This window comes from Dialister succinatiphilus (assembly GCF_928721695.1).
In the GTDB taxonomy this organism is placed as follows: Bacteria; Bacillota; Negativicutes; order Veillonellales; family Dialisteraceae; genus Dialister; species Dialister succinatiphilus.
Genome location: NZ_OV788641.1, coordinates 782,501 through 796,266, shown reverse-complemented (window position 1 = coordinate 796,266; position 13,766 = coordinate 782,501). Strand labels below are relative to the sequence as shown.

Annotated in this window: 7 protein-coding genes and 2 riboswitches; of the genes, 4 read left to right on the top strand and 3 right to left on the bottom strand. The window is 52.3% G+C overall.

Features of this window, described 5'->3' with window-relative positions; translation table 11 throughout:
• The first annotated feature begins 87 nt into the window (after nt 1-87).
• The 4 genes from NW747_RS03395 (at nt 88) to NW747_RS03380 (ending at nt 8,339) form a co-directional block, all read left to right on the top strand.
• Nucleotides 88-1,293, top strand: a complete 1,206-nt coding sequence (locus NW747_RS03395) for an SGNH/GDSL hydrolase family protein (protein WP_273188012.1) — start codon at nt 88-90, stop codon at nt 1,291-1,293.
• A gap of 1,142 nt (nt 1,294-2,435) precedes the next feature.
• A complete protein-coding gene (locus NW747_RS03390) occupies nt 2,436-3,218 on the top strand; it encodes a ZIP family metal transporter (RefSeq protein WP_273188011.1) in 783 nt (260 codons plus the stop codon).
• Nucleotides 3,219-4,587: 1,369 nt separating this feature from the next.
• A riboswitch (glycine riboswitch) is annotated at nt 4,588-4,680 on the top strand.
• Between the two features lie 112 nt (nt 4,681-4,792).
• Nucleotides 4,793-6,217 carry an alanine/glycine:cation symporter family protein gene (locus tag NW747_RS03385; protein WP_273188010.1) on the top strand — a complete coding sequence of 475 codons (1,425 nt, stop codon included), beginning with the start codon at nt 4,793-4,795 and terminating at the stop codon, nt 6,215-6,217.
• Between the two features lie 436 nt (nt 6,218-6,653).
• Nucleotides 6,654-6,755, top strand: a riboswitch (glycine riboswitch).
• Between the two features lie 132 nt (nt 6,756-6,887).
• Complete coding sequence (locus tag NW747_RS03380) at nt 6,888-8,339, top strand: alanine/glycine:cation symporter family protein (protein WP_273188009.1); 1,452 nt, start codon at nt 6,888-6,890, stop codon at nt 8,337-8,339.
• A 1,158-nt stretch (nt 8,340-9,497) separates the two neighbouring features.
• On the opposite strand, the gene NW747_RS03375 is transcribed toward NW747_RS03380, so the two are convergent.
• The 3 genes from NW747_RS03375 to NW747_RS03365 form a co-directional block, all read right to left on the bottom strand.
• Nucleotides 9,498-10,862, bottom strand: coding sequence for a threonine/serine exporter family protein (locus NW747_RS03375; RefSeq protein ID WP_273097414.1), 1,365 nt, complete (start codon nt 10,860-10,862; stop codon nt 9,498-9,500).
• A 94-nt stretch (nt 10,863-10,956) separates the two neighbouring features.
• A complete protein-coding gene (locus NW747_RS03370) occupies nt 10,957-11,832 on the bottom strand; it encodes a hypothetical protein (RefSeq protein WP_273188008.1) in 876 nt (291 codons plus the stop codon).
• A gap of 160 nt (nt 11,833-11,992) precedes the next feature.
• A complete protein-coding gene (locus NW747_RS03365; RefSeq protein ID WP_273188007.1) occupies nt 11,993-12,706 on the bottom strand; it encodes a BUD32 family EKC/KEOPS complex subunit in 714 nt (237 codons plus the stop codon).
• Between the last annotated feature and the right edge of the window lie 1,060 nt (nt 12,707-13,766).

Sequence of the window (13,766 nt, the reverse complement as noted above, 5' to 3'; positions counted from 1 at the left end):
CGCCAGCAGGCCACAACCCACGGCGAAGCCGTGCCCCTTTGCGCCCTAAGGGCGCACTTGTTTCACGTGAAACAATGGAGATAAACAATGAATCAAAAAATCATGATTTCTACTATACTGGCAGCTCTTCTTGCCGCAGGCACTGTGCCTGCAGAGGGGCTGCTTCATTTGTCCTGGAAGCCCGACTATGATGCCGTGAAGTATGATGTCACCTTCAGCCGCAGGGATCACGGAAAAATGGCAGGCACCTGGAAAACCACCGCCTATATGAGCGATATGCTTCTTCCTGAAAGCGGGCAGTTCAAGGACCTGCAGGAGTTGTACTGGCAGGAAAAGCCCCTTGATTTTGACGGGTATCCCATAGGGATGGAAAGCAGGCCCCGGCCTTTGGAAAGCTCGGTGACTCCTGTTTCCAGAAATGCACCCCTTCCCCGGCCGGACAGAAGCGGAGAAAGGGGAGGGGCTCTGCTCTATCCTGTCTATTCCTACATAGGAAATCCCGGAGCTTCCTCCTATGAAATCGAAGTCCTGTCTGCCTATCCCGAAAATACGGAAGGCACTGCCCATTCCATGTACCACATAGGCGGCGGAGATTTCCTTTATACCGATTTCTACGACGACACTCCCCGATTCGGCACCTGGTACTGGCGGGTGCGGGGAAAGGATGAGGAAGGAAATCCGGTGGGACAGTGGAGCCTGCCCCAGAAGCGGCAGTTTTCTACGGAAGGCTATACCATCGGCCTCTTTGGCGACAGCATTACTCATGGCGGCGGCCGCATGTCCTATGGCCCCAATGACCTGGAATACAGCTATGGCCACTATCTGGACTTTGACACCATCAATCTGGGAGATTCAGGAAATACGAGCCATGACATGGTGGAGCGCTTCGATCGGGACGTCCTTCCCTTTCATCTGAAATACCTCCTCATTCTGGGCGGCAGCAACAGCCTCCGCGGCGGCGTGCCGGCGGAAGAGGTCATCCGTGATTTGCAGGAAATCCAGCAGAAGTGCAGAGACCATGGCATTGTGCCCATCCTCCTCACCCTGCCGCCTATCAATCCATCCAGCATAGATAAAGTCTTTCACGAACCGACAGCAGAAGGCTGGGAAGAAGCCTTTCGAAAGGTTAATGCATTCATCCGCACCCAGCCCCATATCGACACGGCAGCGGCCTTCCTCTACGATAACCTGATGCCGGAATACCTGGCTCTGGACGGCCTCCACGGCGACGTGGAAGCCAAAAAGAGGATGGCAGATATGATTAACCGGCATATAGGGGAATTTGTAAAATAGCGGACAGGCGGCTTATGGACAAGCCCCTTTGGGGCTTGAGGGTTGTGGTGGGCGCCCTTATGGGCGCCAGTATCAATGCTGCCTTGCGGCAGCAGGAAAAACCATACAACCGCCCTGACGGGCGAGAAAATGCAATCCCCCTTTGGTGGCTGGCGCCACCACTTTGGCCAGTGGGAAGCATGTCACTGGATTCGCGGGTCGCGGGGCTCCCCTATGAATCCAGTTCCTTTGCCACCCCCACTTTGCGAGGGCACTATAAAGCTACGTTATGCTGTGAGTGACTTATGAAAGAAATGCTTCGAGGTGTTTTATTCTTCCCCCTGCATAGGGGTGGCAAGGGAACACGATTCGTAAGGAAGCGAAGCGACCTGAGAATCGTGTGACACGCTTTCCCGTGGAGAAGTCCGGCGAAGCCGGATAGGGGGAGGCGAGCGCAGCGAGCCAGTCAGCAGAATGCCTATCATGCCATATGACACAGAAAGTAAATCTCGTAACGCTGACTTTATAAGCATTGCCTATGGCAATCCGCAACCCTCGGGGCCAAAGGCCCCGTCAAACTTAATAACCCTTGGGCCGAAGGCCCATCCATCTTAAGAACCCTTTTTATGCAACCCTTCTACACAACCTGCGGCGCCAGCCGCGCCCCTTTTTTACTTGCGGCGAAGCCGCCACCATCACCCTCGGCCCGAAGGGCCGTCAAACCTAAGAACCTTAAGAACCTTCGGGACGAAGTCCCGTCAACCCTCACGCCGCAGGCGTGTCCAAGGGCCGCTTCGCGGCCCTTTTAAGTTATCCACATTTTGTTCAAAACTCTGTGAATTCCTGTAGAAATTCACAGGAAAAAAGTTCTGAATTACTGATTTTATCGACAAAGTTAGTCACAGAGATTCACAACAGAGTTATTCACAATCTGTGAATATGTAGTGAATGGAAAGTTTTCTGTCGAAAAGTTTCCTGTCGGTAAGAAGCACCGTGTGAGCCACGACAAGTAAGGAAACCATTCGCAAAAAGTTTCCTGTCGGCATAAAAGGAAGCGGAACTAAGCCGGACAGGAAACCTCAAAGAAACCATATTGACAAATACTCTCAGTTAGCCTATTGTTAGGATAAGTTAATTCAAAATTTTGCTTAAAGGAGAACATAATGAATATGGATATTTTCTGGGGACTCTTTATCCCCTTTCTGGGCACCTCTCTGGGGGCGGCCTGTGTGTTTTTTATGCGGGGAGAAATGCATCGCGGCGTACAGCGGGGGCTCACAGGTTTTGCTTCCGGCGTCATGGTGGCAGCCTCCATCTGGAGTCTTCTCATTCCGGCCATTGAGGAATCGTCGGACTGGGGGAAGCTGGCTTTTCTGCCTGCGGTGATTGGATTTGGTGGAGGCATTCTTTTTCTGCTTTTCCTGGATCACATCATTCCCCATCTTCATATGGGGGCGGAGGAGGCAGAAGGGCCCAGGAGTCATCTGGCCCGCACCACTATGCTGGTACTGGCAGTGACGCTCCATAATATTCCGGAAGGTATGGCCGTGGGGGTGGTGCTGGCCGGTTTCCTGTCAGGCCACGGGGATATTACCTATGCATCAGCCATGGCTCTTTCCATCGGCATTGCTATTCAGAATTTCCCGGAAGGGGCCATTATTTCCATGCCTCTTCGGGGTGCCGGTATGGGAAAGATGAAATCCTTCGTCGGCGGTATGCTGTCAGGGGCGGTGGAACCGGTAGGCGGTATGCTCACCATTCTCCTCACGTCCCTGGTGGTGCCTCTTATGCCCTATCTTCTTTCCTTTGCGGCAGGCGCCATGATGTATGTGGTGGTGGAAGAGCTGATTCCTGAAATGTCGGAAGGAGAGCATTCCGATATAGGGGTCCTCACCTTCGCCCTGGGCTTCATGGTGATGATGACATTGGATGTGGCCCTGGGATAGGAGAGTGGGCCTGCTTATGGACACGCCCTTATGGGCGTGAGGGTTCTAAAGTTGTGCGCCAGTTCGGCGTGTATAGTATAGTCTGGTGAAAGCCCAGACCCGGCAAAGCCTAGCAAGCAGCCGGTACTTAGTCTTGCATGTGAAGCCGTGAGGCCAGCATGAAGCGTAGACAAAGGAGTGCGAGAGCCGTAATGCGAAAGCGTGAAGCGATTCAGCCTCGTTAGAACGACAAGTGGAAGCCGATACTCTAACTTTGGTCGCAGGCAGAAATGCGCAGGTCGGTAAGCGAGAACTGTGCAGGTTCCACCGGGGTCATAGAGCATGGCGAGCGCACGAAGTACTATACATGTACCTGGGAGAGCTGACAAGGGTCCTAAATGGATGACACCCATCCCAATGGTATGGACGCCAAAATACTTAACTGTATGGAGACGTCACAGATGCCCGGTCAGCAGTCGGATTACCTCATAGTAGTGATGAAACCTGTGAAAGCAGGTGGAGTGAAGGGGGTAAAGAATAGTCAACAATCGCAGGGAAACAGGTTCTGCACAGAGATGTAGAAGAAACTAAGACTTAGAGATTAGTTAAATGTAAACGGAACTGCAACTGATAAGGTGTAACGAGTACACCTCAAGGACTATTCTAAGAGCCGTATGCGGGAAAACCGCACGTACGGTTCTGTGAGGGGCGGACAGAGTAATCTGATTCCGTCTACTCGACTGACGGGGCTATCGCCCCGAAGGTTCTTAAGTTTGACAGCGGCTTTGCCGCTGAGGGTTGTGGTGGCGCCTCTAAATTATAGAAGGCGCCAGTTTGTATAAAACCATACAACCGCCCTGCGGGCGTCGGAAATGCAATCCCCCTTTGGTGGCTGGCGCCACCACCTTTCCCCCGCAAGCGGGGGCACTATGGGTGCTTAGCAATGGAGCCATGTCTCTGTAGGAAAGCATAGAAACCTATTCTGCCCCCTGAACAGGGGGAAGTCCGGCGCAGCCGGAAAGGGGGAGGCGAGCGCAGCGAGCCAATCAGCAGAATTGTTTTTCATGCCATATGACATAGAAAGCCAATCCCGTAACGCTGACTTTATGTTCATCGCCCGTAAGGGCGATACCACAACCCTCGGCCCGAAGGGCCGTCAAACTTACGAACCCTCCGGCCCATAGGGCTGGTCTATCTTAAGAACCCTCACGCCGCAGGCGTATCAAATTAAAAAATAATTAAATGCGAAAAAACCTCTTGCAAAATTTTACAAGGGGACCTATAATGCAAACATCAAATTCATACAGGTGGATGAAACATATGGGAGAAAGCCGTAAGGCTTACCGAAGGAGTGACACTCTCAGGTATCTGAAAAGATGAGTACCGTATGCGGACACACTCTGGAGAGTCTCGATTAAAGAGCGCCGAAGGTGTAAGGATGGAAACATCCCAATCTCTCAGGCAAAAGGACAGAGAAAGCAGCGTCACACTATGTGTTCCGCTTTAAGGTAGACAATGCCGGCTTCCAGAGTTTTATTTTTCATGGAAAGCCGGCTTTTTTGTATCTATCTTATTATCTGGAGGGCGTTGTTAAAATGGATTTGAATTACATGAATGTGTTGAATTCGCTGGATAGTTTTATCTGGGGGCCGCCGCTGCTGGTTCTTCTTGTAGGAACCGGTATCCTGCTTACCATCAGACTGAAGCTGCTGCAGGTATTCAAATTACCAAAGGCACTGAAGCTGATTTTCAAAGCACAGAATGCAGGCAGCGGTGATATTGATTCTTTCAAGGCTCTCTGCACAGCCCTTTCTGCCACAGTAGGTACCGGCAACATTGTAGGCGTGGCAACAGCCATCGCAGCCGGCGGCCCGGGCGCCATTTTCTGGATGTGGCTTGCCGCATTCTTCGGAATGGCTACCAAGTATGCAGAAGGTCTTCTGGCCGTCAAGTACCGCGAAGTAGATGCCAAAGGTGAAATCGCCGGCGGCCCTATGTTCTACATTAAAAACGGTATGGGCGAGAAGTACAAGTGGCTGGGCACCCTCTTCGCCATCTTCGGCGTTCTGGTAGCCTACTTCGGAATCGGTACTTTTGCCCAGGTGAATTCCATTGTGGATATCACCAAGATGACTATCGGATTGGATCCCATGTGGACAGCCGTGATTCTCACGGTTCTGGTCGCAGCCATTACTCTTGGCGGACTCCAGTCCATCGCTGCAGCCGCTTCCAAAATCGTTCCGGCTATGGCAGTGATTTACTTCATTTCAACCATTGGTGTATTGATTTTCTTCGCTGATAAGATTCCTGGCGCTGTGGAAACTATTATTTCCAACGCATTTACAGGCAGTGCAGCAGCTGGCGGTTTCCTTGGTTCTACCATGATCATGGCTATGAGAAATGGTATAGCCAGAGGCGTATTCTCCAATGAATCTGGCCTGGGCTCTGCTCCTATCGTAGCAGCCGCTGCTAAAACCAAATGGCCTGCCGAACAGGGACTTATTTCTATGACCGGTACCTTCATTGATACCATTATCATCTGCACACTGACCGGTCTTACCATCGTCGTTTCCGGTGAATGGCTGAACGGCCTGAACGGTGCAGCATTGACCAATGCCGCATTCAAAGATGCATTCCCCGCTTTTGGCGGCTACATGCTCATGATCGGCCTGGTACTCTTCGCTTTCACCACCATCCTTGGATGGAACTACTACGGCGAACGCTGCATGATTTACCTGGCTGGTACCAAAGGAGTTCTTCCTTACCGTATCATCTTTATCGCACTGGTTGCGAGCGGCGCATTTTTGAAACTTGAAGCCATCTGGGTTCTGGCAGATATTGTCAATGGACTCATGGCTATTCCTAACCTGATTGCCCTGCTGGCCCTGTCCGGCGTGGTGGTAAGAGAAACTGCCAAGTATTTCGACCACCTGAAGACAGGCAAGGACTACGAAGAATACGTAGACCAGGACCCCAGCAAGGAAGTAAAGGCCAAAATTTCCGCCAATGCGGAAGACTGAGTCTTTCAATCAGGCACCGATATTACATATTATTTCCAGACGGAAAGGTTTTCCCATTTTCCTTCCGCCGGGATTAATATGACACCCCATCCGGCAAAGGGCACCCTGGTGGATAAGCCCTCCTAAACTGATTCATCAGGGAGTGCCGGGCTTCGGGAAGTATCCCTGGAAATATTTCCCGAAGTGGAGGCCCTGCTTTTCTAAAAATGGTTCCATAAAATCAATACCCTTAATGTATGTATAGGATCAGGCAATGCCTGTGAATATATGCCGCAATGCACGGCAGGCTTCCGGAGGGGGAATTCAGATCTGGTTCCCGAAAGAAGCCGAAAAGCAAAATATGGTGGATGATGTACACTGAAAAATGAGAGGCCCAAAGCCCCTCTGCCGAAGGAGTAATACTATCAGGCGTTCAGAAGAACACGAAACTGTGTACGGACACAACTCTGGAGAGTCCCATTCAATTGGGCGCCGAAGGTGTAAAGGGATTTCACCCGTAAATCCCGAATCTCTCAGGCAAAAGGACAGGGCTGGCAGTCGGGTAACTCCCGCTATGCATGGATGCATACATACATATCACCGCCAGCCTCAGACTTTTTTCACCAGCAGCCTGAGTGCGGCGGTTGTTTTTTTCTCAGAAATACGGGTCAAATGTAAGGGGGATATTATTATGGACATGGCTGCAATCAACTCGGTCGTCAATACCATTGACGGCATAGTCTGGGGCCCGGTAATGCTGGTGCTCCTTGTCGGTACCGGCGTGTACCTCACCTGTTTATTGAAATTTCAGACCTGGCGGAATCTGCCCTATGCAATCCACAGCGTCCTTTCTAAAGAAGCCCGCACCACAAAACGAGGCAAAGGCGATGTTTCTCCATTCTCCGCATTAATGACTGCCCTGGCTGCCACCATCGGCACCGGCAATATTGTAGGCGTTGCCACCGCCATGTTCTCCGGCGGCCCCGGCGCCCTGGTATGGATGTGGATTTCCGCATGCTTCGGCCTCACCACCAAATTCTCCGAATGCATGCTGGCTATTAAATACCGTGAAGTGAATGCCAAAGGTGAAATGAAGGGCGGCCCCATGTTCACCATGAAAAACGGCTTCAAAAATAAAATGGCCGGCCGCACCCTCGGTTTCCTCTTCGCACTCTTCTCTGTCATCGCTTCTTTCGGTATCGGCAACATGACCCAGGCAAACTCCATTTCCGGAGCTGTGCAGACAGTCTTCGGCATTCCGCTGGAAGTCTGCGGCGTGGTTCTGACCATCCTGTCTCTCATCATCATCGTAGGCGGTATCAAGACAATTTCCAAGGTTTCCTCTGTCGTTGTTCCCGGTATGGCTGTGTTCTACATCATCGCAGGCGTTATCTGCATTCTTATTAATATCCAGAACGTACCTCACGGCCTCTATCTGATCTTCATGATGGCCTTCAATCCGCAGGCTATCGGCGGCGGCGTCCTCGGCACCATTACCGTCACCATTATGAACTCCATGCGTTACGGCGTTGCCAGAGGCTGCTTCTCCAATGAAGCCGGCCTGGGCTCTGCAGCTATTACCGCTGCTGCTGCCACCACCGATGATCCTGTTCGTCAGGGCTACATCAATATGACCGGCACCTTCTGGGATACCATCGTTGTCTGCAGCATTACCGGTCTTACCATTGCTTCCTCCGGTGTCCTTGGCACCACTGATGCCAGCGGTGCTCCTCTGAAAGGCATTGCCCTCACCATGGCAGCCTTCTCTTCCAACATCGGCGTCATCGGAACCTACATCGTAGCTATCGGTATCATCCTCTTCGCCTTCTCCACCATCCTTGGCTGGGAATACCACGGCGAAAAAGCATGGGAATACCTCTTCGGAACCCATAAATTCAATATGGTTTACAGAGTTGTATTCTCCCTGGTTGTTTACGTAGGTGCTACCCAGACCCTGGATCTGGTATGGAACCTCTCCGATATTGCCAACGCACTCATGGCAATTCCAAACCTCATTTCCCTGCTCGTTCTCTCTCCTGTCATTAAAGAAGAAGTCGTCCGCTTCCAGGGCGTACTTGCTAAGGAAAGAGCTGAAAAAGCAGCACTGGCTGCTAAAGAAGAAGGCGCCAAGGCTCATATCTGAGACCACCCTTCACCCTGCAGGGACGCGATGAACAATGGTTCATCTTCCATATCGTTGTCCCCCCTCACTTCTTCGGAAGTGAGAAACACCCCTATCCTGCTCCTCTGAATTCCGGCAGGATAGGGGATTTTTTTGTCTTTTTTATAAAACTTGCGGCATTAGCCGCCACCGTCATCTCGATCAGAGGGGAGTTTTATATGCCGCCTTTGGCGTCAGGGAAACCATGGGTTTTTGTGCAGAATTGGCGGGAAGCTGTATTCCCGAAGGTTGACACGCCTTATGGACAAGCCCTGACGGGCTTGAGGGTTGACGGCCCGCTGGGCCGAAGGTTCTTAAGGGGCTTAAGTTTGACGCGCCTTTGGCGCGAGGGTTGTTGTAGGGCGCCTCTAAATTATATAAGGCGCCAAAACCTTAACAACCGCCCTGCGGGCGAGAAAATGCAATCCCCCTTTGGTAGCTGGCGCCACCACCTTGCCCGGTGGGAAGCATGTCACTGGATTCGCGGGTCGCGGGGCTCCCCTATGAATCCAGTTCCCTTGCCACCCCCGCAGTTCGGTGGGGCGACAAAAGGAAAGCGCCTTAATGGGCAGGCTAGGCGCCTTACTTCGCCCCACTTGGAGGTCCTATGCAGGACCTCCACAGGGGACTATAAAGCTCCGTTATGCTGTGAGCTGCTTATGAAGGGATTGCTTTGCGTCTCTTTATTGTCCCACCGCTCAGCGGGGGAAAGGTGGTGCCGTAAGGCACCAAAGGGGGGAAAAGCCACCGGAGGTGGCTAATCACCAGAATGCCTATCATGCCATATGACACAGAAAGGTGAATCCGTAACGCTGACTTTATGCTCATCGCCCGCAAGGGTGATACCACAACCCTCGGCCGGAAAGGCCGTCAAACTTAAGAACCCTCTGGCCCATGGGGCCGGTCCATCTTAAGAATCCTCCCTCATAACGCTGACTTTATACTCATCGCCCCCTAAAGGGGAAACGACTCACTACATTTTGCGCGTTGCTAGCGCTCCTTCAAAATGTGTTCGCTGTGCACCGAAGGGCGATACCACAACCCTCGGCCTGAAAGGCCGTCAAACTTAAGAACCTTAAGAACCCTCGGGGCGCAGCCCCGTCAACCCTCACACCGAAGGTGTGTCCAAAAGCGCTCCCATCACCCTCTCCCGCTGGCCTTGTCCAGATCCGCCGCATTTTTCAGGATTTCCCTATTTCCATCCCGCTTCATCAGCAGCTTCTGCAGCTTTTTCCGCTTGGTTCTTTCAATGTACTGATGGGCCAGCACGTCGGGCAGGGTGGCGCCCAGGGATATGCCCAGAAGGATGAGCATGGCTTCTACGCCGGTCCGGAAGGCCATCATGAGCTCCAGCAGGTTCATATGGGAAATGTCGATAATGGCAAAGAGGAAGCGGTACAGCAGCACGCCGGGAATGAGAGGGATAATGGCAGGAATGGTGACTACGAATACGGGAGCGTGGAAGTATTTGGAAATACTGAAATAGAGCAGGGACAGCACGGCGGCGCCGAAGAAGGAGGCGCTGGCCATGCCGGTGTGAAAGAGCACCATACATACGTCCCGCACGTCCACGGTGATAATGGCCCCCAGACAGGCGGCGGGGATGTAGCGTCTGGGCACATTGAACATGATGGAAAAGCCCAGGGCCGCCATGGCAGCCGCCAGTGCCTGGGTCAGGTACAGGCTCTCCGGCGCAATGTTCACGTCGGTGAAGCTGGGTACGTCGGTGATTCCCACAGCGCCGGCAATGCCGAAGGTCATGGCCAGCATGATGAGAAGGGTATGGGTGATGCGGGTCATGCCGGAGGTGAGGTAATTGTTCAGAAAATCGTCTACCGCATTAATGAGGGGCACCCCTGGTATCAACGTGAGGGCGCAGGCCACAATGGGCAGGAAAGGGGAAATGGCACCGGGCAGGTACATGGTGAAATAGGCGGTTACTGTAGCAGCAAAAGCGGAGGCTGCAATGGTGACATACACATTGAATTCCACCCGGCTGCAGAGATAGCGTACCAGGGCGCCGGCCATGGCAGCCAGCATGGTATAGAGAGCTTCCACCGCATGACCGCCGAAAATGAGGCAGAAGGCAGAAGAGGCCAGCCCGATGGCCAGGATCACCATCCATTCCGGATAAATGCGGCGGGTGCTGGACTCCTGGATATGGTTCAGATGGGTCACAAACCGGTCATAAGGCGCATTCTGGTAGAGGGCATTCCGGGAAGCACGGCTGGCCTGGAGCACGGCAGTCATATTGATGCCGTGGCGGTAGCATTTCCGAAACATGGTATGCGTGGTTTTTCCGTCATCCACATTAATCATAATGGTGGAGTAGGTCAGGTGGATCTGCACATCCTGCCAGTAAATACCAAGATAGGCAGCGGTTTCCAGCATATCCCTGACGATACGCTTGCTGCCGGAGCCATTCTCCATCAAAAGCTGCCCCGTGTCCAGGATCAGCTTCATCTTATCCCGGATGGTCAGGTTATTTCTATCTATATTTTCCAATATAAGCCTTCTTTCATAAATTGAGGCAAAAGGAAGAGATGCCTGTATCCCTGCATGCGAAAAAAGGGCGCGGAACCCGGCGGCTCCGCCGCCCTCAGAGCCTTGTATTCTGGATGAAATCGATATATTCCTTATACTGCTTTGCCAGCTCGTAATCGTGGAGCGGGAAGCATTCGCTGAGCCAGCGTACCAGAAGCCAGAGACAGCCGAAGAAAACCAGGAACTGGAGGATACGATGGATACAGGAATAGGATTTTCTTCCCTGCTTCTTCCAGCGGGGAGACAGTGCATAGGCACTGTTATAAATCCACTGCCAGTACAAAACCACAAAGGCCACCAGGCCTGCTCCCATGAGAAGGAGATTCCAGAGGCCCACATGAGGCAGCACAATGCGGTGAAACCAGCGCACCGGCTGGTACAGGGCAAAAAACATTTCCCGGGGAGACATCATAATATGCATAAAGGCATAATGCATGAGGAAGATGAAGGCACTGAAGGAAAAGAAACAGACTGCCAGAAGACAGATAGAGGCAGCCAGCTTCCGCCCTACATAGACCCGGCAGATCACATTCATCATAAAAAAAATCAGAAGCAGCGTACCGATGGCAGTGAGAAAATAGGGACTCAGGTGGTTAAATGTGGGATCCTTCATGCCGTTCACCGCGTGAATCAGCACATAAGGAAATACCAGGACCCAGGAAAAGAAGGGAATGTACCCGATGCGCCAGAAAGGATGGAGCAGATTTTTTCCGGTCATGAGCTCCGTCAAGAAAATCAGAAGGAAACACTCTCCCATATTTCTTCCAAACCGGTACCACTGAAAAAGGCCGGTAATCCCCAGCGCATTATAATATAGGAATACTAAAAGCAGCAGGCCAAGAGCGCTGACGAAATACAGCGCCAGTTCTTTCATGGAAATATCATTACACCAGGCCATGAACTTTTCTTTTTCCTGTTCTAAAAACAGCATCTGACTTCCCCCTGTTATCATACTTCCTTAAGTATAGAGAAGTGGAGCTCCGGCGGCAAGAGGCGAATTTCCGGGGATAAGAGGGAGAGCGCTTTTGGGAAAAAGCTGTAGAAAAAATTCCTGTCCTCATCACAGGAAATGCCATGAGAACAGGAACCCTTTATTTTAGATAATCATATATTTTTCGTACCGATTCAATATCCTTCATCTGGAAAGGAGACAGCAGGTGCACCAGAGAGCCGATGATGCTGTGGTGCTTCAGAAACTGACGAGCATTTTCCACCGAAGGGGCGCCGCCGTTTTCCTCATACCCCCGTATGACGGCAGCGACGCGGGACTTTTCCTCCCTGTAATTTTCCCGGCAGATGCCCTGGAGAAGCAGGAGGAAATCCAGGGCCTTCAGCGTTTCCCGGTCCCGGGCATACATTCTGTTTTCCCAGTCCAGAAACGTGAGCTTTCCGTCCAGATAGGTGATATCCCGGAGAGCAGGACGGCCGTGGATAATGCCGTCATGATGAAGAGAAGCCAGGGCGGCGCCGGTATCCTCCAGAATACCTTCCTTCTCCTCTTCCTCCCGTTTGGAGCCCAGCACATTCTTCAGCGTAGGACCTCCGTCCAAAGTGACCATGTAGTCCGGCGTAAGGCATACCATATGAGGCACCAGCTCCGGATGAAACCTTCCGGCAATGGTCATGCGGGCGATTTCATAATAAAATTCCTTCTCCACCGAATACTTGACCAGCTGGTTCCGCCCGTTTCCCAGCTTCCGCTTGATCCAGTACTTCTGCCCCTCCAGCGTGAAATCCAGTATCCGGCGCTTCGGATTCTCCCGGATCAGCTGCTCCGCCATGGTCTGTATCCTTCCTGCGTCCACAGGCACGCCTCCGTTCCCTTATATGAGTATAAGAATATGAATCATTTAGCTAGCTTATTGTAACAGAAATAAAAAGATTTTGTAAGGAATAACTTAGGGCGGGGTCGGGGTCGGAGCGGTGCTTTGCAGTATTCCCGAAGGTTGACGCGCCCTATGGACACGCCCCTTTGGGGCGTGAGGGTTGACGGCCCGCTGGGCCGAAGGTTCTTAAGGGGCTTAAGTTTGACGCGCCTTTGGCGCGAGGGTTGTTGTAGGGCGCCTCTAAATTATAGAAGGCGCCAGTTTGTATAAAACCTTTACAACCGCCCTGCGGGCGTTGGAAATGCAATTCTCCTTTGGTGGCTGGCGCCACCACCTTGCCCGGTGGGAAGCATGTCACTGGATTCGCGGGTCGCGGGGCTCCCCTATGAATCCAGTTCCTTTGCCACCCCCCGCAGTTCGGTTGGTCAATTAAAAGGAAGGCCCTTTTATGGGCAGGCTTAGGGCTTACTTTGACCAACTTGCACATCCTATGCAGGATGTGCACAGTGGCACTATAACCCGTGCTTACTGTAGAGCCATTTATGAGGAGAGTGTTTCGCGGTGTTTTATTCTGCCCCCGCTTGCGTGGGAAGTCCGGCGCAGCCGGATAGGGGGAGGCGAGCGCAGCGAGCCAGTCAGCAGAATGCTTATCATGCCATATGACACAGAAAGGTAAATCCGTAACGCTGACTTTATACTCATCGCCAGTAAGGGCGATACCACAACCCTCAGCGCCGCAGGCGCTGTCGCCCCTTGAGCGGAAGCGAACACAACCCTTCTGTACAACCCGCGGCGTCAGCCGCGTCCCTTTTTATAATTTGCGGCGAAGCCGCCACCACAACCCTCGGCCTGAAAGGCCGTCAAACCTAAGAACCCTCCGGCCGTCAGGCCGGTCAATCCTAAGAACCTTTCCCCTCTGAACCTTTTGAACCTTCTGAACCTTCTGAACCTTCACGCCCGAAAGGGCGTGTCCAAAGGGCGTGTCCAAAAAATATTTCAAAAAAACTGTTGACACAAAGAGCCATCCGTGATATCATCA